Origin of the sequence: Exiguobacterium sp. H66 (assembly GCF_018618705.1) — a bacterium.
GTDB classification, from domain to species: Bacteria; Bacillota; Bacilli; order Exiguobacteriales; family Exiguobacteriaceae; genus Exiguobacterium_A; species Exiguobacterium_A oxidotolerans.
This window is the reverse complement of record NZ_JACSMQ010000003.1, coordinates 1-21035: the sequence shown is the minus strand read 5'-3', so window position 1 is coordinate 21035 and position 21035 is coordinate 1. Positions and strand designations below refer to the sequence as shown.

General features: G+C 45.3%; 17 protein-coding genes, 15 tRNA genes and 2 rRNA genes. 7 read left to right on the top strand and 27 right to left on the bottom strand.

The features are described from left to right. Nucleotides 1–70 precede the first annotated feature (70 nt). The 5 genes from KNP88_RS06120 (at nucleotide 71) to KNP88_RS06100 (ending at nucleotide 4027) form a co-directional block, all read left to right on the top strand. A complete protein-coding gene (locus KNP88_RS06120; RefSeq protein ID WP_088836447.1) occupies nucleotides 71–901 on the top strand; it encodes a helix-turn-helix domain-containing protein in 831 nt (276 codons plus the stop codon). 119 nt (nucleotides 902–1020) lie between these two features. Continuing rightward, nucleotides 1021–2127, top strand: a complete 1107-nt coding sequence (locus tag KNP88_RS06115; RefSeq protein ID WP_029332801.1) for an ABC transporter ATP-binding protein — start codon at nucleotides 1021–1023, stop codon at nucleotides 2125–2127. A gap of 160 nt (nucleotides 2128–2287) precedes the next feature. Next, on the top strand, nucleotides 2288–3049 hold the full coding sequence (locus tag KNP88_RS06110) for a transporter substrate-binding domain-containing protein (RefSeq protein ID WP_088836446.1): 762 nt from the start codon (nucleotides 2288–2290) through the stop codon (nucleotides 3047–3049). Then, the gene (locus tag KNP88_RS06105; protein WP_088836445.1) at nucleotides 3046–3696 is read left to right on the top strand and encodes an amino acid ABC transporter permease; all 651 of its coding nucleotides are present in this window, start codon (nucleotides 3046–3048) and stop codon (nucleotides 3694–3696) included. Before KNP88_RS06110 ends, KNP88_RS06105 begins: the two co-directional genes overlap by 4 nt. 142 nt (nucleotides 3697–3838) lie before the next feature. Further along, complete coding sequence (locus KNP88_RS06100) at nucleotides 3839–4027, top strand: hypothetical protein (protein WP_014969669.1); 189 nt, start codon at nucleotides 3839–3841, stop codon at nucleotides 4025–4027. Between the two features lie 358 nt (nucleotides 4028–4385). Here KNP88_RS06100 and KNP88_RS06095 read toward each other — a convergent pair whose 3' ends face one another. Further along, nucleotides 4386–5282 (bottom strand): aldo/keto reductase, encoded by an 897-nt coding sequence (locus KNP88_RS06095; RefSeq protein ID WP_214892880.1) that lies wholly within the window; start codon nucleotides 5280–5282, stop codon nucleotides 4386–4388. A gap of 148 nt (nucleotides 5283–5430) precedes the next feature. Beyond that, entirely contained in the window at nucleotides 5431–7167 is a 1737-nt protein-coding gene (locus tag KNP88_RS06090; RefSeq protein WP_214892877.1) for a phospho-sugar mutase, read from the bottom strand. A 91-nt stretch (nucleotides 7168–7258) separates the two neighbouring features. Here KNP88_RS06090 and KNP88_RS06085 point away from each other — a divergent pair, with 91 nt between their 5' ends. Beyond that, nucleotides 7259–8071: a sulfurtransferase gene (locus KNP88_RS06085; protein ID WP_239456828.1), complete on the top strand. Its 813-nt coding sequence runs from the start codon at nucleotides 7259–7261 to the stop codon at nucleotides 8069–8071. 39 nt (nucleotides 8072–8110) lie between these two features. Here the strand turns inward: KNP88_RS06085 and KNP88_RS06080 are convergent, their stop codons facing one another. From KNP88_RS06080 to KNP88_RS06065, 4 genes are read right to left on the bottom strand one after another with little or no spacing between them, the layout of a single operon-like run. Beyond that, nucleotides 8111–10534 (bottom strand): glycogen/starch/alpha-glucan phosphorylase, encoded by a 2424-nt coding sequence (locus tag KNP88_RS06080; protein WP_214892875.1) that lies wholly within the window; start codon nucleotides 10532–10534, stop codon nucleotides 8111–8113. A gap of 28 nt (nucleotides 10535–10562) precedes the next feature. Next, complete coding sequence (gene glgA, locus KNP88_RS06075) at nucleotides 10563–12014, bottom strand: glycogen synthase GlgA (RefSeq protein WP_214767946.1); 1452 nt, start codon at nucleotides 12012–12014, stop codon at nucleotides 10563–10565. Nucleotides 12015–12027: 13 nt separating this feature from the next. After that, complete coding sequence (gene glgD / locus KNP88_RS06070; RefSeq protein ID WP_214892873.1) at nucleotides 12028–13128, bottom strand: glucose-1-phosphate adenylyltransferase subunit GlgD; 1101 nt, start codon at nucleotides 13126–13128, stop codon at nucleotides 12028–12030. A gap of 13 nt (nucleotides 13129–13141) precedes the next feature. After that, nucleotides 13142–14302 carry a glucose-1-phosphate adenylyltransferase gene (locus KNP88_RS06065; RefSeq protein WP_029332792.1) on the bottom strand — a complete coding sequence of 387 codons (1161 nt, stop codon included), beginning with the start codon at nucleotides 14300–14302 and terminating at the stop codon, nucleotides 13142–13144. 207 nt (nucleotides 14303–14509) lie between these two features. On the opposite strand from KNP88_RS06065, the gene KNP88_RS06060 reads away from it, so the two are divergent. Further along, on the top strand, nucleotides 14510–16291 hold the full coding sequence (locus KNP88_RS06060; RefSeq protein WP_214892870.1) for a transglycosylase domain-containing protein: 1782 nt from the start codon (nucleotides 14510–14512) through the stop codon (nucleotides 16289–16291). A gap of 3 nt (nucleotides 16292–16294) precedes the next feature. Here KNP88_RS06060 and KNP88_RS06055 read toward each other — a convergent pair whose 3' ends face one another. The 21 genes from KNP88_RS06055 to KNP88_RS05955 all read right to left on the bottom strand — a co-directional run. Beyond that, on the bottom strand, nucleotides 16295–16861 hold the full coding sequence (locus KNP88_RS06055) for a DUF5366 family protein (RefSeq protein ID WP_029332790.1): 567 nt from the start codon (nucleotides 16859–16861) through the stop codon (nucleotides 16295–16297). 246 nt (nucleotides 16862–17107) lie between these two features. Continuing rightward, nucleotides 17108–17581, bottom strand: a complete 474-nt coding sequence (trmL, locus tag KNP88_RS06050) for a tRNA (uridine(34)/cytosine(34)/5-carboxymethylaminomethyluridine(34)-2'-O)-methyltransferase TrmL (RefSeq protein WP_029332789.1) — start codon at nucleotides 17579–17581, stop codon at nucleotides 17108–17110. Further along, on the bottom strand, nucleotides 17581–18066 hold the full coding sequence (locus KNP88_RS15735; RefSeq protein WP_214892867.1) for a methylated-DNA--[protein]-cysteine S-methyltransferase: 486 nt from the start codon (nucleotides 18064–18066) through the stop codon (nucleotides 17581–17583). The genes trmL and KNP88_RS15735 overlap by 1 nt, the downstream gene beginning before the upstream one ends. Beyond that, nucleotides 18056–19201, bottom strand: a complete 1146-nt coding sequence (gene queG / locus KNP88_RS06040) for a tRNA epoxyqueuosine(34) reductase QueG (RefSeq protein ID WP_214892864.1) — start codon at nucleotides 19199–19201, stop codon at nucleotides 18056–18058. The genes KNP88_RS15735 and queG overlap by 11 nt, the downstream gene beginning before the upstream one ends. An 82-nt stretch (nucleotides 19202–19283) precedes the next feature. After that, nucleotides 19284–19354: transfer RNA gene (locus KNP88_RS06035), tRNA-Gly, on the bottom strand. 31 nt (nucleotides 19355–19385) lie between these two features. Beyond that, nucleotides 19386–19456, bottom strand: a tRNA-Gly gene (locus tag KNP88_RS06030). Nucleotides 19457–19460: 4 nt separating this feature from the next. Further along, nucleotides 19461–19541, bottom strand: a tRNA-Leu gene (locus tag KNP88_RS06025). Nucleotides 19542–19576: 35 nt separating this feature from the next. Then, nucleotides 19577–19650: transfer RNA gene (locus KNP88_RS06020), tRNA-Cys, on the bottom strand. A 6-nt stretch (nucleotides 19651–19656) separates the two neighbouring features. Next, nucleotides 19657–19731 (bottom strand) — tRNA-Gly (locus KNP88_RS06015). An 8-nt stretch (nucleotides 19732–19739) separates the two neighbouring features. Continuing rightward, nucleotides 19740–19811, bottom strand: a tRNA-Gln gene (locus KNP88_RS06010). A gap of 10 nt (nucleotides 19812–19821) precedes the next feature. After that, nucleotides 19822–19894 (bottom strand) — tRNA-His (locus tag KNP88_RS06005). 9 nt (nucleotides 19895–19903) lie between these two features. Beyond that, a tRNA-Trp gene (locus KNP88_RS06000) sits at nucleotides 19904–19974 on the bottom strand. A gap of 4 nt (nucleotides 19975–19978) precedes the next feature. Further along, nucleotides 19979–20062: transfer RNA gene (locus KNP88_RS05995), tRNA-Tyr, on the bottom strand. A gap of 36 nt (nucleotides 20063–20098) precedes the next feature. After that, nucleotides 20099–20171, bottom strand: a tRNA-Phe gene (locus KNP88_RS05990). Nucleotides 20172–20178: 7 nt separating this feature from the next. Continuing rightward, nucleotides 20179–20254 (bottom strand) — tRNA-Asp (locus KNP88_RS05985). Nucleotides 20255–20261: 7 nt separating this feature from the next. Next, nucleotides 20262–20335 (bottom strand) — tRNA-Met (locus tag KNP88_RS05980). Between the two features lie 10 nt (nucleotides 20336–20345). Next, nucleotides 20346–20420 (bottom strand) — tRNA-Glu (locus KNP88_RS05975). A gap of 33 nt (nucleotides 20421–20453) precedes the next feature. After that, a tRNA-Ser gene (locus tag KNP88_RS05970) sits at nucleotides 20454–20544 on the bottom strand. 26 nt (nucleotides 20545–20570) lie between these two features. Beyond that, a tRNA-Asn gene (locus tag KNP88_RS05965) sits at nucleotides 20571–20645 on the bottom strand. 6 nt (nucleotides 20646–20651) lie between these two features. After that, nucleotides 20652–20767: ribosomal RNA gene (gene rrf, locus KNP88_RS05960) — 5S ribosomal RNA — on the bottom strand. Nucleotides 20768–20862: 95 nt separating this feature from the next. Further along, nucleotides 20863–21035 (bottom strand): 23S ribosomal RNA (locus tag KNP88_RS05955); the annotation flags it as partial.

Genomic DNA, 21035 nt, shown 5'->3' with positions numbered 1-21035 from the left:
TCATCGTTCCTTCCGAATTTAGTATTGTGGTAAAGTCTGAGTATCACTTTTTATGTAGGAGAGATGTAACGTGCTACAGCAATTGATTTCCTTATTCAAAGATCAGTTATCGACAGACCCCACGGTATATTGCATGGATAATTATAGCGTATATCAGTTAGCGGATGGGCTTCGTTTCGGAATCGAAAGTTCCGCGTTGTCCGGGCGTGAAATCGACTTATTGAATTTAATCGCAGAACGCGTCGTCGTTTCAGCATCAACCGATACGACTTACTGGCATCAGCGTCTGGAATTATCGAGCGCCGTCGAGCACGAACCCTTCCGGATGACCCATTTCTTATTCAATCAACTCGATGATCGGACGACTGAAGATCTCGAACAGCTATTGACTTCTTTTTTCGACTCCTCGAGCATCTTTGTCCCCTTGACGACGACTCGACTGCTTGTCATTGAACGAGATGAGTTAGTGAGCGAACATGATTTAAATGACTTATTCACAGCTTTACAATCTGATTTTCTAACAGATGGAAAAGTATTAATCGGTCAACGCCGAATAAATGGAGATATCGCAGTCCAGTTCCGTCTAGAACAAGCAGCCCTTAACCTGCTTCCGTTCCGTGTCGAACGTTTCTTACCTGCCCTCACACGACTCGCTCTTTTATCGGAAACGGTCCGTGACGAGCTGACAGATCGCTTCATTGCACCACTCGAACCTGAATCGCGTGAGACGATTGATGCTTTCTGTCGTGCCAATCTGAATGTATCGTTGACAGCAAAACACTTATTTCTTCATCGTAACAGCCTTCAGTACCGACTTGACCGGTTGACAGAACAGACAGAAATCGATATTCGTTCGTTTGAAGGTGCCGCCTTTTTATATACCTTGTTACTTCTAGCATAGTGCCTAAATGAAAACGGTTGCATTTCGTCATGTTGTCCATGTTCAGCTGATCCATTTTCTTCTATACTAAGGATTGTAAGCGTTACATTACCCGATCACACTACTAGGAGGATATACACATGGCAGATATTCGTCTTGAACATATTGATAAAATTTATTCCGGCTCAGCAAAGGCCGTTGACGACTTTAACCTTCACATCCAAGATAAGGAATTCATCGTTTTCGTCGGACCATCAGGTTGTGGTAAATCAACGACACTTCGGATGATCGCTGGACTCGAAGAAATCTCGGGTGGAGATTTCATCATCGATGGTAAACGGATGAATGACGTCGCGCCGAAAGACCGCGATATCGCGATGGTCTTTCAAAACTACGCACTCTACCCGCACATGAACGTGTTTGATAACATGGCATTCGGACTCAAGCTACGTAAGTTCCCGAAAGACGAAATCAAACAGCGCGTCGACAATGCGGCACGTATCCTTGGTCTGGAAGAGTACCTCGAGCGGAAACCAAAAGCATTATCAGGTGGACAGCGTCAACGTGTTGCAATCGGTCGTGCCATCGTTCGTGATGCAAAAGTCTTCTTGATGGATGAACCCCTCTCGAACTTGGATGCAAAACTCCGTGTTCAAATGCGTAAAGAAATCATCCAACTTCATAAACGTCTCGAAACAACGACGATTTATGTTACCCATGACCAAACAGAAGCAATGACGCTTGCGACGCGGATCGTCATCATGAAAGCAGGTCTCATTCAGCAGGTCGGTTCTCCTAAAGAAGTATACGATCACCCGGACAACATGTTCGTCGCCGGATTCATCGGATCGCCTTCGATGAACTTCCTAACAGGCAAACTGGCTGACGATGGACTTTTCCACGTCACAGGGACAGAAGAGAAATTCGAAGTCCCTGAAGGCAAAATGAAAGTTCTCCGTGAACGCGGCTATACGAGCAAAGACCTCGTCCTCGGAATCCGTCCGGAAGACATTCATGCTGAATTGATTTATCAAGACACAAAAACAGCACACCGTTTCCCGGCACACATCGAAGTTTCCGAATTGATGGGTGCAGAATCGTATCTCTATTCCAAGGTAGGTAATCAAGCCTTCACAGCTCGTGTCGACTCACGCTCACACGTCGAGATGGGATCAGATCTCGACCTCTTCTTCGACATGACAAAAGCGCATTTCTTCGACGCTGCAACTGAAGCGACAATTCGTTAATTTCAACTGAATGTTTACTTTTCTAAGACTGTCCATTCGTGGGCAGTCTTTTTTATTGACAGACGTTCTTGTAACTTTGTATGATACTGCTTGTAGTCTTAAATTAATCCTATTCGAAAACTAGGAATTGAAATCATTTATTTTTAAAGGAGAGAGCGCTATGAAACACGGACTAAAGCTAGCAGTAGCAGCACTATCAACGGCGGGGGTGTTAGCAGCGTGCGGCGCTTCTAATGAAGAAGCAAGCAAAGACAGTAAGATGATTACGGTTGGTACTGAAGCGACATACCCACCATTTACGTATAAAGAAAAAGGCGAACTGACTGGTTATGACATCGATGTCATGAATGAAGTCGCTAAACGCGCCGGCTATAAAGTCGACTATAAAGCAATGGACTTTAAAGGATTGATTCCAGCACTTGATTCAGAACGCATCGATGTCATCGCGAACCAAATGGGTATCACGGATGAGCGGAAAGAAAAGTATGCATTTTCTGATGCATATACGGTATCCGGATCAACAATCATCGTCAATGAAAAAACGGACGACATCAAAACACTTGATGATTTAAAAGGTAAAGTCGTTGGTTCGACCCAAGGTTCGCTTTATGCAAAGACAGCAGAAGATGCTGGCGCAAAAGTGAAGTATTATAAAGGTGCAAACCAAGTTTTAAAAGATCTTGAAGCAGGACGTGTTGATGCTGCGATGAACGATCGCTTGTTCGTTTTGACTGAACTCAAAAAAGCCGGTTATAAAGTGAAAGCAGTCGGAGAAACATTTGATAAAAATGAGTCTGGTTTCATGATGGCAAAAGATAGCAAGTATGCAGAGGACTTCAATGAAGCACTTGCAGAAATGAAAAAAGACGGTACACTTGCAGACATCGGTAAGAAATACTTTGACGAGGATATCAGTCAGTGACGGAATTGTTCACGATCGTTCGCGATAATGCGAACGTCTACGGAGAGGCGATTGGCATTACACTTCTTGCAAGTGGACTTGCCATCGTCTTTGCGCTTTTCCTCGGGTTGATTCTTGCCGTCATGCGTGACAGCCGCTTCACCGTCTTTAGCGGTTTCGCTCGATTGTATGTCTCGTTCTTCCGCGGAACACCTTTACTGTTACAGATTTTGATTTTATATAATGGTCTTGTCGCATTACAACTGACGGGCTTTCAGGCACTCGCTTTTGGATTATCACTGCACTTTTCCGCTTATATTTCGGAATCGTTCCGTGCCGCCATCGCTTCTGTCGATCGCGGGCAATGGGAAGCAGCTGATTCGCTCGGAATCCCGCGTCGGAAAACGTTCAAGGACGTCATCCTTCCTCAAGCATTATCACGCGCCATTCCGCCACTGTCGAATTCTGTCATCGATATCATTAAATCGACGTCACTCGGTACGCTTGTCGCTGTCGAAGAGTTAACGTATGTCTCCGATCAAATTTCTGCTACGACCTATCTCGTCATGCCACTTCTGCTGTTCTCAGCAGCGATTTACTGGATCATGTCGACGCTCGTACAGATGGTTCAACACCGCTTAGAAGTTCGCTTTAGCATCCCGAATTAAATGAAACCAACTTGGAATGGTCAGCACATTCCAAGTATTTTTTTGTTCTTTTTAAGGTTTAACACTAGGCAACACGGGAATAATCAAGTATACTAATAAAAAATCAGAATTATCTGATAACTTTAAAAGGAGCGTGGCCAAGATGAAACAAGTAATTGAAGCTTTCCGTAGACAAGATGCAGAACAGCGGATTCCAGTGCTACGCCTCGAGATTGATTATGAGCTCAGCACACTCTTTGATGCTATCCAAGTCAGTGACCAAGCTGCCGTAGTTGCCAGTAAAGAACGTCTAGATAAATACCGCCAGGAGATGCTTCGCCTAGAAGCGTGACCCTATAGATACCCATCTCAAATCCCCCTTGAGATGGGCTTTTTGTGCAAAAAAAATAGCCCGAAGGCTATTTTCAGGCTATGGCCAAACTCTAATGAAGGATTTATACCGATATGATCGTGTGTAACGCTTCCCTGTCTCGCCTCGTCTCAAAAGCGTCACTTTTCCGTTGACTCCTACGGGGAAAAGTGCGTTTTTAACGCACTGTCAGAGGTAGGCAAGACCCTGCTCGTTATCCGCTAGGATCAAGGAGAAACGGCTTGCCTCTCGCCCGAGGAATGCAACGGAACAGGGATAAGCTTTTATCTCACCCTATGTTACTTCGGCTAGACGCTGAAAATAGCCCGAAGGCTATTTTTTAATCGACGTCACGTCCGCGAGACGCTTTCAAAATTTCGAACCACTGTTCACGTGACAACGTCAAACGCGTCGCATTGACCGCGGATTCAATCCGTTTGATTTTTCCTGAACCGACAATCGGCATGATGCGTGCCGGATGTTTCAAGAGCCACGCATAAGCGACTTCATCAATATCTGTCGCTCCGATTTGTTGTCCGATTTCTTCAAGCTTATCTCGTAAGACGCGATATTCTTCTTCTTTGAATAACCGTCCACCGGCGAGCGGACTCCATGCCATAAGCGGCATCTCGTTTTCGTGGCAAAAATCCACCGATCCATCTTCGAAATGTTTCAGTTCAGCAACTGAGAGTTCCAATTGATTCGTCACGAGCATGAACGGTAGACGTGATTGAATTAAACTTTGTTGAGCTGGCGTATGATTCGATAAACCGAACGTCCGAACTTTACCGGACTCTTTTAATTCAACAAATGCTTCGGCAATTTCGTTCGGGTCCATCAATGGATCCGGTCGGTGAATCAATAACGTATCAATGTATTCGACACCAAGTTCCTTTAATGAACGTGTCGCATTTTTAATGATATGTTCTTTTGTTGTATCGTAAAATGAAAGGTTTTGATCGGAATAGTAATTCCCTTTCATCTTGATCCCCGTTTTCGTCACAATCTCCATTCGTTCACGTAATTCTGGTTTTAAGGCCAACGCTTCTCCGAACAAACCTTCATTCGTATAATCCCCGTAAATGTCCGCATGATCAAACGTCGTGATCCCGAGCGCTAAACATTGCTCAATCAAAGCAAGACGTTCTTCTGCCGTCATGTTCCACTCATTTAATCGCCATAATCCATGAATCACACGCGAAAATGACAATTCTTCTGTTAGTTGAATTCGTTCCATTCCAATTCATCCTTTCGATCTCGTACTTTTTCTGTCCCATTTAACTCTACAGGAAGTTGGTAACGGTTGCACGGATTTCGCTTTTCACAAAAAAGGCACGAGATACCTGTCCGGTACTCGTGCCTTGATAATCATTTAGTCAACGGTCTTACTGAATTTGTTCCACTTCTTGCATCACTTCATCTTCAATCAGTTGACGTTTACGTGTCGTATCCGCCGCATCCGGTGAAGTTACACTGAAGTAAAACTTAATTTTCGGTTCCGTTCCTGATGGGCGGAGGCAGAACCATGAACCATCCTCAAGCGTGAACTTCAGCACGTTCGATTTCGGAAGATTGATTGGCGATGGTTTGTGTTGAATCAAGTCGTGCGCCATGCTCGCATCGTAATCTTCGAACAAGACCACTTTCTCTCCCGCCACTTGTTTGGGTGGGTTTTCACGGAACGTGTTCATGATTCGTCCAATCTGTTCCACTCCGTCCTTTCCTTTTAACGTCAGTGAACGTAACGACTCTTCGAAGTAACCGAACTGTTCGTAAATGGCTTGTAATGCCTCATACAACGTCCGTCCTTCTTTCTTATGGTACGCTGCCATCTCTGCTGCGAGTAAGCACGCCTGGACAGCATCCTTGTCGCGACAGAAATCGCCGATCAAATAACCGTAACTTTCTTCATAACCGAACAGGTATTCATATTCACCTGACGCATTATATTGTTTAATTTTTTCACCGATGAATTTAAAGCCCGTTAATGTGTTTTCGACATGCAGATCGTAATGACGGGCAATTAACGCACCGAGTTCTGATGTTACGATTGTTTTCGCGACAAAGCCGTTCGCCGGTAATGTACCTTGGGCTGATTTTTGCGACAGGATGTAGTCGAGTAACAATGCACCCGTTTGGTTTCCTGTCAGTACCGTCCATTCCCCACTTGCATCGCGCGTCGCTACACCGACGCGGTCTGCATCAGGATCTGTTGCGAGCAGTACATCCGCGTCGACCCGATTCCCGTATTCGATGGCAAGTTCAAACGCAGCGTGTTCTTCCGGGTTCGGTGACGAAACCGTTGGGAACGCCCCGTCCGGTTTTGCTTGTTCTTCAACGACCGTCACGTTTTCAAAACCGTAGTTCTTTAGTCCGACAGTAACAGGAACAAGACCTGTTCCGTGAAGTGGCGTGAACACAATTTTTAATGAATCTTGCAACTCGTCTTGAATCGTCGGTAAAACACGAATCGTTTTTAATTTTTCTTGATACGCATCATCGATTTGTTCTCCGACACGAACGATAAGTCCATTTGCCCGAAGGACTTCTTCTGCTTCTAACACGATCGATAGTTCATCTTCCACTTGATCGACATACGATACGAGTTCATCCGCTTCTTTTGGCGGCAATTGTCCACCGTCATTACCGTATACTTTGTAACCATTGTACTCAGGCGGGTTGTGGCTTGCCGTAATGACGATCCCCCCTGCAGCGCGAAGCTCACGTACAGCAAACGATAATTCTGGTGTCGGACGTAGTCCATCGAATAAATATGCTTTAATGCCATTGCTTGCAAGCGTTTTTGCTGCTTCTAAAGCAAACTCAGGCGAAAAGTGACGCGAGTCATGTGCAATGACGATTCCTTGGGCAACAGCTTCTTCCCCTGCCGCTTTAATAAATTCTGCAAACCCTTGAGATGCTTTACGAACTGTGTAAACGTTCATCCGGTTCGTACCGACACCGATTTCTCCACGCATACCGCCAGTACCAAACTCAAGTTCTTTATAAAAAGCGTCCTCTGCCGCTTTATCATCTGCTGCTAACGTGACGAGCTCTTCTTTCAATTCAGGCTCTAATTTTTCAAACTGATTCCACTTTTGATAGGTCTCTTTCCATGACATATTCATTCCACTCCTTTAATTTATCGAAGTCACACTTGCGATGAAGCGTCACCTTTCATATGATTAATCTAGAAAGGTCGAGGTGATTCAAATGTTTCCAACCATTCAAATGGCGGACTTACAACAACTCGTCCACTCGGATCAAATCCGTTGGTTCGATTGCCGCTACGATTTACGTGATCCGAATTATGGTCGTCTAGCTTTTGAGGACCAACATGTGCCTGGTGCACTGTATCTAGATTTAGCAAATGATTTATCAGGACCCGTATCCTCTACCGGCGGGCGTCATCCTTTACCGTCGAAAGAAAAATGGATTCAAACGCTAGAAGCGCACGGCATTAAAAATGATGACTTCGTCGTCTTATATGATGATGGTTTTCCTTATGCAGCACGCGCATGGTGGCTTTTCAAATGGGCCGGTCATGAACGCGTCGTCGTACTCGAAGGCGGCCTCTCCTCTTACCTTGCGTTTGACTATCCGATGACACAAGATTTGGAGTCCTTCGCGCCTTCTACATACGACGCTGAGTTCCAAGATGACATGCTCGTCGATTTTGAGACAGTCAAAGGACGTTCGACGGATACGCTACTCGTCGACTCTCGTTCCCCTGACAGATTCAAGGGTCAGAACGAAACGATTGATGCTGTAGCTGGTCACATTCCCGGTGCTGTCAATTGTTTCTTCGAAGAAGCGATTTCACCTGACGGAAGACTGAAAGATGCAGAAGATTTAAAGGAACTTTATGCTCCGTTACTTGAAGAAGCATCTCCGATCCTCTATTGTGGTAGCGGTGTGACAGCTTGCGTCAACATACTCGCATTACACTCGCTCGGTAAAAATGATGTTCGGCTATACGCTGGTTCTTATAGCGACTGGATTAGTCAAACGAACGATATTTCATAATTTTTTAAAAGCCTGATTAGATCAGGCTTTTTCTTATGATCAAACTTGAACCGGCTTGATGTTCCAAATCGCGTTCGCATATTCTTTAATCGTCCGGTCACTCGAGAAGACACCTGATTTTCCAATGTTCATAATAACCATTTGGTACCACTTTTCAGGGTTTTGATACGTCCGGTCGATTCGTTCTTGTGCCTGCTGATACGACTGGAAGTCTTTTAAAATCAAGTACTCATCGTTATACGTGATGAGCGAGTCATAAATCGCTTGAAACTCCCCAACCGGGAATAATGAACCATCAACTAAGCTATCGACGATTCTCCGTAACTCCGGTTGTGAACTGTATTGGTCGTATGCATTATAGCCACCGTACTTTTTATAGTTCATGACCTCTTGCGGTGTGAGTCCGAAAATAAAGATATTTGCATCCTCGACCTCGTCCCGAATCTCAATGTTCGCTCCGTCAAGTGTCCCGATTGTCAAGGCCCCGTTCATCATGAACTTCATGTTTCCTGTACCAGACGCTTCATAACTCGCCGTCGAGATCTGCTCACTGACATCACTCGCCGGGAAGATTTTTTCAGCAAGCGAAACACGATAGTTTTCTAAGAACACGACTTTCATGTAAGGGCTGACTTCCGGATCAGAATTAATCAATTTTGCGAGTGCATTGATGTAACGAATGACTTCTTTCGCATAATGATACCCCGGCGCTGCTTTTGCTCCGAAAATAAAGGTCCGTGGTGTCATCTTGAAGGATTTATCTTCTTTTAGACGGTAATACAACGAATGGATATGCAAAGCATTAAGTAACTGGCGTTTATAGGCATGGAGACGCTTGACTTGCACATCAAAAATCGAATATGGATCGACAGTAATGCCTGTCTCCGCTTCAATCAATCGAGCAAGTTCCTGTTTATTTTCAAGCTTAATTTGTTTGATATCCTGTTGGAGTTGACGATCTTCCGACCATTTCGTCAACTTTTGCAAGTCTGACGGATGATTGATCCAGCTATCTCCAATCGCTTCCGTCACACGGTTCGCGAGTTGCGGGTTCGATAACAAGAACCAGCGACGATGCGTAATCCCGTTCGTTTTATTGTTGAAACGAAGTGGGAACATCTCGTAAAACAGACGCATCTCCCGTTGTTTCAGGATTTCAGTATGAATCTGTGCGACGCCGTTCGTCGAATGTGTCCCGACAACTGCTAAGTTCGCCATGTTGATCCGTCCATCGGCGATGATGGCGATTTCTTGCATGTGTGAAGCAAGGTGTGGATAGTTATCAAGGACGTCCTGACAGAAGCGACGATTAATTTCCTCGACGATTTGATAAATCCGCGGTAATAAATTTCTAAATAAGTCGACCGGCCAGCGCTCGAGCGCTTCGGCGAGCAATGTATGGTTCGTAAACGACATGACACTCTTCGTGATGCGCCACGCTTCTTCCCACTCATAGCCTTCCTCATCAATTAGAATCCGCATCAGTTCTGGAATCGCGACGACTGGGTGTGTGTCGTTGATATGAATCGCGATTTGATTTCCGAGCTGTTTAAACGATGCATTTCGTTTTTTGTGAGACAAGAGAATACTCCGTAAGCCGGCGGCAACAAAGAAATATTGTTGCTTCAAACGTAGGACTTTCCCTTCGTACGTTGTATCGTCCGGATAAAGAAACTCTGAAATCGTTTGAATCGATTGTTTATGTGCAAGTAAATCTTTATAGTTCCCGCTGTGCTGGTGCAACAGTTCATCATCATCATATGGAGATTCTGCGCTCCAAAGACGCAAGTTATTGACGACACCATTTTGATAGCCGACGATTGGCATATCATACGGGACGGCCCGGACAATTTCAGCTGGTTCATGATGGACACGGTACCCGCCGTCTACTTCCTCGAGCCAAACGTGTCCACCGAACGGAATATCGACTGCCTTATCGGGACGACGTATCTCCCACATGTTTCCATTTTTGAGCCAGTTATCCGGGAGTTCGACTTGATAGCCGTCGATGATTTTTTGTTTAAATAAACCATACTGGTATCGAATTCCGTTCCCGTGTCCAGGTAGACCGAGAGCTGCCAACGAGTCTAAGAAACATGCTGCTAATCGTCCGAGCCCTCCGTTACCAAGTCCTGGTTCCGGCTCTTCTTCCGTCAAGTCTGCTAGGTCGTAGCCAAGTTCCTCTAATCCCTCGCGAACTTCCTCGAGGACGTTTAAGCTCAGCAAGTTGTTGTACAGAAAACGTCCGAGCAAAAATTCGAGCGAGAAATAGTAGACTTGCTTACTCTTTTTATGGATATAGGTTTCCTTCGTGTGCATCCAATCTGATGTGACATATTCCCGGACCATGTAGGCGAGTGTTTGATACACATCATTCTCTGTTGCTTCACTCAGTGCTTTTCCGTGCATCGACACAAACCGCTCATTAAACCTCTTCTTGAACTTCTCTTTATCTTTAAACATGCCAAAACCTCATTTCTCTTAATCCCAATCAGTCAACAGATGGTGCGATGAGATGATAGAGTGCTAAATATTCATCGGCTGAGCGAATCCAGCTGAAATCTTCTTCCATTGCTGTCTCAATCAGATGCTTAAAGACTGGTTTATCTTGATAGACATCAATCGTTCGCTTGATCGCGTCAAGGAAGTCATGTGCATTATAATTCGAGAACGAGAAGCCATTTCCCTCTAATGTAAATTGATTGAATGGTGTCACCGTGTCTCGCAAACCACCTGTTTCACGGACGACAGGTAAAGAACCATACTTCATCGAAATCAATTGACTGAGTCCACACGGTTCAAAGCGTGACGGCATCAAGAACGCGTCGCTCCCTGCATAAATACGTTGAGCGAGTCCGACGTCAAAGCCGATGTATGAAGCCACTTTATCCGGACGAATTGTTGTCGCATGGTGGAACAAGCCCTCGTATTCCGCCTCACCTGACCCGAGAATGATAAACTGCGCGTCGAGTTCGAATAAATCAGGTAAAATGTGCGCAAGTAAATCAATTCCTTTTTGGTCGACAAGACGCGACACGAATCCGAAAAGTGGAACATCCGGATTGACCGGTAGACCCAATTCTTTTTGTAATGCTTCTTTATTTACTGCTTTTCCTTCTTCAGCCGTCTCAACATCATAATTCTCGACAAGATGCTCGTCTGTTTCCGGATTGAATTGACGGTAGTCAATTCCGTTTAAAATCCCACGAACATCGACTGCCCGGTGTTGCAAGATGGATTCTAGACTCTCGCCATAGTAGGGGTCCATGATTTCATCCCGATACGATGGGCTGACCGTCGTAATTTGATTGGCATGAACAAGTCCCGCTTTCATATAATTGACGAGACCATTATGCGCAAGTCCATCCATCGTAAAGTGTTCATGGCTGAGGCCAAGTAAATCGCCAAGAACTTCTTCTGGGAAAATACCTTGGTACTGCAAATTATGAATCGTAAAGACCGTCTTGATGTCTTGATAACGCTCAAGGTGTTGGTAATGAATTCGTAAGAAAGCTGGAATGACACCGGTCTGCCAATCATGACAATGAATGACATCTGGTACTTCCGCACGATCAAGGTGTTGAATCATCTCGAGCACCGCCCGGGAAAAGTATGCGAAACGCTCCGCATCGTCGTAATGACCATAAATAATCCCATCTCGATTAAAGTAATATTCATTATCGATGAAATAAAATGTGACACCATCCTGTTTCAGACGTAGGACGGCACCAAACTGTTGCCGCCAGCCGACGGGTACGATGAAATCGAATAAAAATTCCATTTCCGACTTGAACTGTTCTTTAATTTGACCATAGTTCGGTAAGACAACGGATACTTCCGCACCCTCTTCAGCAAGCGCTAAAGGGAGCGAGCCGACGACGTCAGCTAGCCCCCCCGTCTTGATGAAGGGTGTCGCTTCTGTGGCAGCAAACCATACCTTCATGATGACATCCCCTTTAAACGATTGTTTGTTTTTTGATGACGATCGGTTCTTCCGCCGTTCCACGAATCACTTGTCCACGTTTGACAGTGACTTCTTTATCGAGAATCGCGTATTCGACGACTGAACCTTCTTCGATAACCGATTTTTGCATGATGATCGAATTTTTAACACGAGCATGTTTCCCGACTTTTACACCCCGGAATAAGATGCTGTCTTTCGCTGTTCCTTCTAATTTACATCCATTCGCGACGAGCGAGTTCTTGATCGTAGAGCCTGGGAGATAACGTGTCGGTGGTTCATGCTTAATCTTCGTGTAGACATGTTGGAAATCATTGATTGCTCCCCACTGCTCGAGCAATAGCATGCTCTCACGGTAATACGAGCGGAGCGAGTGGATGACTTGTGATGTGCCCTGATACTCGTACCCATGAACATGCAGACGGTTCAACTGCGAGCGAATGATGCTTTGAAGCAAATCATACTCGCCACGCCCGACTGCTTCGTCAACGAGACGGACGAACAGGTTTTTCGATAGGACGACTGTTTCCATATAGAATGTTTCGTCAGACGGTTCAAAACCGCGCGAACCAATCGCTGTCACTCGATTTTGATCACCAAAACGAATCGGACGGCAATATTTACATGGCAAGTCACGCTTCGTATAGACGACTGTGATGTCAGCATTCGATTCTTTATGTTCACGCAAGACATCGCGATAATCTACTGCCGATAACACATTCGAACCCGAAATCACGAGGTAGTTTTCTTTACTACGCAAGAAGAAGTCGCGGTGTAAATGGAAGTTTGATAAATCGCCCCGGAATTCATGAGCATCTTGTGATAATGCCGGTGGGAAGATATAGAGTCCCCCGTTCGAACGGTCAAGATCCCACTCTTTTCCCGACCCAAGGTGGTCCATCATCGCCCGGTACTTTTCAAGCGTAAAGACACCAATGTTGGCGATTTCATTTTGTACCATGTTCGTCAACGTGAAATCAATCAACCGATACCGTCCGGCGAATGGAACCGCGGCTAAATTTCGATGCTCCGTCAGTTCTTTAAAGAATCCTTCTTCTCCACTTAAATTAATGACACCCAATAGATCTGCTTTCATCGGTAGTTCCCCCTTATTGAATCGCTTCTTTTACGACTTCATTTTTCTTGATGACACTATTTGCCTCGATGACGAACACTTCGCCGCCCGGTGTACCGATTGTTGCGCCATCTTCAACGACGACGCCGTCCGCTAAAATCGCACGATGAATCGTGACATCTTTTCCGATTTTGACGTTCGGGAAAATGACCGAATCTTTCACGAGTGCACCTTCCGCGACATCAACGCCGTAGAAGAGAACGGAATGGTTGATTTCACCTTCAATGTGACAGCCTTCATTGATGATTGACGTTTCAATCGTCGCATTGTTTCCGATGTACTGTGGTTGCTGGTTCGGGTTAACGGAATGTACTTTCCACGATGGTTCATACAAGTCGAACTCTGGGTCCGCTTCAAGTAAATCCATATTCGCTTCCCATAACGACTGGATTGTCCCAACATCTTTCCAATATCCTTTAAATTTGTACGCGCGAATATTTAAGTTTTCAAACAACATATTCGGAATAATGTTTTTCCCGAAGTCAAAGCTTGACTCGGCATCCCCGGCGTCTTGAATAAGGTGACGTTTTAAAATATCCCAGTTGAAGACGTATATGCCCATTGAGGCTAAGTTCGATTTTGGATTTTCAGGTTTTTCTTCAAACTCATTGATTCGTAAATCATCATCTGTGTTCAAGATTCCAAAACGTGGTGCTTCTTCCCACGGCACTTCACGGACTGAAATCGTTACATCTGCCCCACCTTGACGATGCTCTTCAATCATCTTCTCATAATCCATCTTATAGATATGGTCTCCAGATAGGACGAGGACATAGTTTGGATCGTATTGATTGATGTAACTCATGTTCCGATAAATCGCGTTGGCCGTTCCTTCATACCAGTTCTTTCCGTTTTGGGCTTGATATGGAGGCAAGATCGTTAATCCCCCGTTTCGACGGTCTAAGTCCCAGGCACTCCCGATTCCGAGATAACGGTTCAATTCTAGTGGTTCATATTGCGTTAAGACACCGACCGTATCGATTCCCGAGTTCGTACAGTTCGATAATGGGAAATCAATGATTCGATATTTCCCTCCGAACGCGACTGCTGGTTTTGCAGTGTGTTTCGTAAGTGCCCCTAGACGTTTTCCTTCTCCACCAGCAAGTAGCATTGCCACAACATTCTTTTTAGCCATTTCGTCCCCTCCAGTTTATGCTCTTTCTTTACAGTCAGACCATGGTGTAGTTTTATACAGATACTCTTATATACCCACCTTTTCTCTTTTTAATATAACATTCCTGCAAAATAGGTTTATTAAAATACGAAATTCCGAAAAAACTTCTATTCCTTTGCTTAAAAGAGACCGATAATAAGAATGAAATGTCTTTTGAGAGGAGTTTTCATGAGAATTACGACTGGCTACCTTTTATTAATTGGACTTACTATCGGTTTACTTTTGACGTTGTTTTCCGTTCACGACCAACTCGAGACGTCCCGCAAACTTTTCCATTGGGCAGATGTACAGACGACCCGTCAACCATTGACGTCGTACAAACCGATCACTGTCACATACGGCAAAGAGAAGGTAAAGTTGTACGATGGACTTCGCCGCGATGATTTAACAGCAAATGCGTTACCTAAAAAGGTCGAACAAACCTTCATCGCTATCGAAGATCAACGTTTCTATCAGCATGGTGGTTATGATATTACAGGAATTCTTCGCGCATTCACTGAAAATCAATCGACTGACCAAAAAGGGCAAGGTGGCAGTACGATTACACAACAATTGGCTCGAATGACGTATCTTTCAAACGAAAAAACATATACTAGAAAAATAAAAGAAATTTTAATCGCCATTTCATTGGAGCAAAAGTACTCCAAAAAAGAACTCTTAACGGCATATGTCAATCAAGCCTATTTCGCAAATAATATTTATGGAATCGAACTGGCATCATCGGCGTACCTCGGAAAAAAGGCGAACGATTTGACGTGGGCAGAAGTGAGTTATCTAGCAGCGATTCCGAACAACCCCACACTATACGATCCGTTACGTTCACCTCAAAATACAGAAAAACGTCAACAGCGGATTTTAAAAATTTTAGCAAATACAGACACGATACCAAAATCGATTAAAACAAAAGAAGTTGCATTGTCCTTCAATAAGCCGGTCATCCCATTCCCTGACTATATTGATGCAAGTGTCAAGGAAGCAATCCGTCAAACGGCCGCCATCAAAAAATTAGATTATAAGGCCGCACAACAATATCTGCATCAACATGGCGCGACGATTGCGACTTATTTGGATTCAACGGAGCAAACACGGGCCAAACAATCCATCGTGGCACTACCTAAGGAAATCGAAGGTGCTTATGTCGGAATTGATGGACGAACGCATGGTGTGACAGCACTTGTCGGCCATAAAACTGACTTACCTGGTCAATTCAATCGGGCAACACAATCCTTTCGTCAACCGGGATCCACATTAAAGCCCTTACTCGTCTACGGACCATACCTCGAGAAAACAAAAGCCACGTTAAGTAGTCCTCTTGACGGTCGTCCTGTTTGCTTTGACGGCTATTGTCCTGAAAATAGCGGGAACCGGATTCTTGGTGAAGTCACGCTTGCCGATGCCATTGCCTATTCCTATAACACGCCAGCCCTTCGTGCGTTTTCTGTCTCCTTCGCTGAAGGATTAAAAGCGATTCGTCCGTTTAAATTCAGCCAATGGTCGAAGCAAGACAATGCCTACACGAGTGCGTTAGGTGGATTAAAATATGGTGTTAGTCCTTACGAGTTAACGAATGCCTACACAACGCTTGCTAATGACGGCTTGTATAGTCCAGCATCCATGGTTCGAACCATCACCTTATCAAAAGGCGAAGGGACGCTGTATCGGCATACTGTTCAAAATGATCGCATTTGGTCGAGTCGGACAAACCAGGTGTTACGTAAAGGATTGACGAATGTCATGACATACGGAACAGGGCGTCTTGGTTATGATGCACGCCCCACTTATATCGGTGGAAAAACAGGGACGACGAATGATAATAAAGATATGTGGTTCGTCGGAATCAAAGATCAACACATAGGAGGGATTTGGTTAGGCGCAGACATCCCACGACCTTTCCCTGCCGAGGCCAACTCAACGCTTCAAGTAAGGACGTGGGCTAACATTCTACGCTGACGATCATTTCGGGAATAAAATCGCTTCGCCTAACGAATTGAACAAAGTCAATCCGACCCAGGCTAAGCCAGCCAGTAAGATGCCCCATGCAAGAAACAAAAAGACAATCAAGCCAATCGCTCCGGCCGCAGTCGTCATCTTGCTAATTTGAAAGGTATAAAAGAAAAAATAAATTAGGAATGAACTTGCTAATACGAGGCAGACGAGTGGGAACGATGTCATGAAAGCAAAGCTGATGCATCCACCGACGAGCAATAAAATGCTACCAGGTCGAAGCATACTGAGTGTCGTCCCAATCTGTTCCTTGATGAAGAAGGCAAACCCTAACTGATTGATTGTGTCTGAAATCAGTTTGAGCGTACTAAAAATCATAAAATAGACAATCAAAAAACCAAGCCAAACTAATAATTTAGTGTCACGTGCGCTCAAAATTTGTAACAATTCATTGTATACACCGACATCCTTTAGCCATGAGAGTGCTAACTCCGATGTCGCAATCGCAAGCGACGTACTGAACAACAGGATGCTAATCAACGGCGCATAACTTAACAGATAGACATTCGTCCGCATTTCTAATCTCCATTCATAGAAAATTCATATGTAGCACACAATTTCTCTTACAGGTATACTATAATAGATTATATCGGTTATTGAGACTGAAGGGGGAAGCAAAAATGGCATTTATTTTAATGATTGGTGTAAGTCTCGCTTTCTTGACAGCGATTTTCACTGCAGGCTACAACAAAAAACCTGAAGGTAACGAATAATAAAAAGGCGCTGATGCATCGAATAGGATGCGTCAGCGCTTTTTTGTGTTTAAAGTAGTCCAGCGTACCCTTGCTGCCGTAATGCTTCATACACGATAATTGCAGCCGTATTTGAGACATTTAGCGAACGAACTAAATTTGACTGCGGTAATCGAATACAACGATCTGCATTTTGGTCGATGACTTCAAGCGGTAAGCCTTTTGTTTCTCGACCGAATACAAAGAAGTAGTCTTCCTCGACATTAGACAAATCAATTTGACTTGGATACTGTTCCCCATACTTCGTGATGTAATAAAACTTCCCTTCCGGGTGCTTCTCCCATAATTCTTCGAGTGAATCATGATATCTTACATCAACAAACTCCCAATAATCGAGTCCGGCTCGTTTCAACTGCTTATCATCCGTTGAAAAACCTAATGGACGGATTAAATGAAGAACGGAATGTGTCGCGGCACACGTCCTTGAGATATTTCCTGTATTTTGAGGAATCTCTGGTTGATACATTACAACATGAATTGCCATTATCTTCTCTCTCCTATCTCATGCGCAAGTAGCGCTTGTTTATGATCGATTCCACTCGCAAACCCCGTCAACTTTCCGGATGCCCCGATGATTCGATGACAAGGATAAATCAGCGCGATCGGGTTTCGATTCAGTGCCCCACCGACGGCTCGCGCTGCTTTTTCGGAACCCATCATTTTAGCTAATGTTCCATAACTCGCTGTTTCTCCGAATGGAATCCTTCGAAGATTCGTAAGAACACGCCGCTGAAAATCCGTCACGTCGAGGCGGCAACTAATGCGTTCTAGCGCATTTGGTAGACGATTTTCATAATCATCGAGAGCTTGTTTTAGATGCGGTGGAAGTGGCGCTTCGTACCGCTGTCCTTCTCGAACATATCGTTTAGCGCGCTCAGCATCAAGACCAAAATCTAAATAAACAACGACGTCGTCCTCCCAGGCAATCAGTAACTCTCCGAACGTGAACTTCACTTGTTTATACGGCATCGGGTTCCCTCCACTCCGACAAAAGACGCTCACCTTCCGTTTGGACATCCTGGGCGGAATCATTCATTAGTCGTTCTTCTACGTAACTTTTTTCATCGCCCCCCGCAATACGGCCAATCGCCCAGAGCGCGAGAGCCCGCATATCATCACGTGAATCTGTTTCTGCCATCAAGCGCAGAGCATCAAGCGCTGTCTTATCTTGATAATGGACGAGTGCACAAATCGCATTTCGTTGAATCGGCTTCTTTCCACGCCATGCTCCTGAAAGCGAACCGAATTTCGCTTTGAATTCACGATTGCTGAGCGACAAGATTGGAATTAAGAGTGGTTTGACTTGTTCCGGGTCCGGCTGCAATTCAGCATGTTGCGTCGCATGTTTTTTTCGATTGTAAGGACAAACTTGCTGACATGTATCACAGCCGTATAAGCGATTACCTAATGCGTAACGGAAATCTTCCGGAATCAGCGTCTTCGTTTGGGTAATGAAGGAGATACAACGTTTCGCATCAATTACCCCCGGCTCGACTAATGCATCCGTCGGACAGGCATCGATGCACTTATTACACGTTCCGCAGAGTTCTTCAACCGCTTGATCAGGAGGTAAGTAAAGATCTGTAATCAATTCACCGAGATAAAGATAAGACCCATGTTCTTCGCTAATGATCGAACAATTCTTTCCGCTAAAACCAATTCCTGCCCGTTCTGCGACGGCTCGATCGACGAGTTCACCAGTATCCACCATCGAACGTGTCTTTGCTCCAGGCGATAACTCTTCGATTTTTTTCTCTAGTAGCTGGAGTCGTTGATTCAACGCCTGATGATAATCAAGCCCCCAAGAAGAGCGACCAAAAATCCCACGCCGTTCCCCGGCTTTCCCACGTGGTGCATCCGTTAACTTACTCGGGTAAGCAACTGCAATCGCGATGATTGATACAGCGTCATCTAGCAACAGTTTCGGAGTTGTCCGTTTTTCGAGATCAGGTTCTTCAAAACCAGATGCATAATTTTTATCCTGCTGATCGATCAATCGTTGTTTCATCGTTAAAAATGGATCGGCCGTCGTCACCCGAAACACATCGATCCCAATCTCTAAAGCATATGCTTGAAGTGTTTCTTTAAGTTGTTCTCCGCGCATGACAGATCCCTCCTTTCATCATTCTATCCTAAACAAAAAGAGCAATGTGTCAGATGAAAACGACACGTTGCTCTTTTAAATAAGCGGGTGAAGGGAATCGAACCCTCATCATCAGCTTGGAAGGCTGAGGTTTTACCACTAAACTACACCCGCATGGGTTAAAACTAAGATTGTGAAAAGGTAAAGCGGGTGAAGGGAATCGAACCCTCATCATCAGCTTGGAAGGCTGAGGTTTTACCACTAAACTACACCCGCAAGATACCGGTGGTCGGAATCGAACCGACACTCCAAAGGAACACGATTTTGAGTCGTGCGCGTCTACCAGTTCCGCCACACCGGCACAATCTCTTGCAAAACTATTGAATTGAAAAGAATTGGAGGCGCCAGTCAGAATCGAACTGACGATAGAGGAGTTGCAGTCCTCTGCCTTACCACTTGGCTATGGCGCCACTCGTTGGAGCGGAAGACGGGATTCGAACCCGCGACCCCGACCTTGGCAAGGTCGTATTCTACCACTGAACTACTTCCGCTTAAAAAGCTGGGCTGGAAGGGATCGAACCTTCGCGTGCTGGAATCAAAATCCAGTGCCTTACCACTTGGCTACAGCCCAATAATAAGAGGGCGACTGATGGGAATTGAACCCACGAATGCCGGAATCACAATCCGGTGCGTTAACCACTTCGCCACAATCGCCATAATAAACAGGGGCAGCAGGAATCGAACCCGCGCTGACGGTTTTGGAGACCGTAGTTCTACCGCTAAACTATGCCCCTATGGTGGTGGGGGGGGGCGGATTCGAACCGCCGAACCCGAGGGAGCGGATTTACAGTCCGCCGCGTTTAGCCACTTCGCTACCCCCCCACAAATGGGAAATCAACTTCATTCTTCTATAAAAGGTGGCTTTGGACGGAATCGAACCGCCGACACGAGGATTTTCAGTCCTCTGCTCTACCGACTGAGCTACAAAGCCTTAACAATGGCGGTCCTGACGGGATTCGAACCCGCGATCTCCTGCGTGACAGGCAGGCATGTTAACCGCTACACCACAGGACCGTATGTATTGCGGGGGCCGGATTTGAACCGACGACCTTTGGGTTATGAGCCCAACGAGCTACCAGACTGCTCCACCCCGCGATGATAAAAATGGTGACCCGTACGGGAATCGAACCCGTGTTACCGCCGTGAAAGGGCGGTGTCTTAACCGCTTGACCAACGGGCCATCGTAGTAAAATTGAAACGTTACATATAATTATGGCGGAGAGCAAGGGATTCGAACCCTTGAGACGCTTATGACGCCTACACGATTTCCAATCGTGCTCCTTCGGCCACTCGGACAGCTCTCCAGTGAACGTGGTGAAGAAGTTATTAATGGCTCCGCAAGTAGGATTTGAACCTACGACCTACCGGTTAACAGCCGGTTGCTCTACCACTGAGCTATTGCGGAACGATCGCCTGGCAGCGTCCTATCCTCACAGGGGGAAGCCCCCAACTACTTTCGGCGTTCAAGTGCTTAACTTCCGTGTTCGGCATGGGAACGGGTGTGACCACTTGGCTATCGCCACCAGACATCTATTACCTTAACATTATGTTTCCATAACGTCAAGCACTTTTTTTGAAAGGCTCGCGCCCTCAAAACTGAAGTCATCAACAAAATCATCTGCTAGAACAAGGCCTCGACCGATTAGTATCACTCAGCTCCGCATGTCACCATGCTTCCACCCGTGACCTATCTACCTCATCGTCTCTGAGGGGTCTTTCTTGATTACTCAAAGGGAAATCTCATCTTGGAGGGGGCTTCATGCTTAGATGCTTTCAGCATTTATCCCGTCCGCAC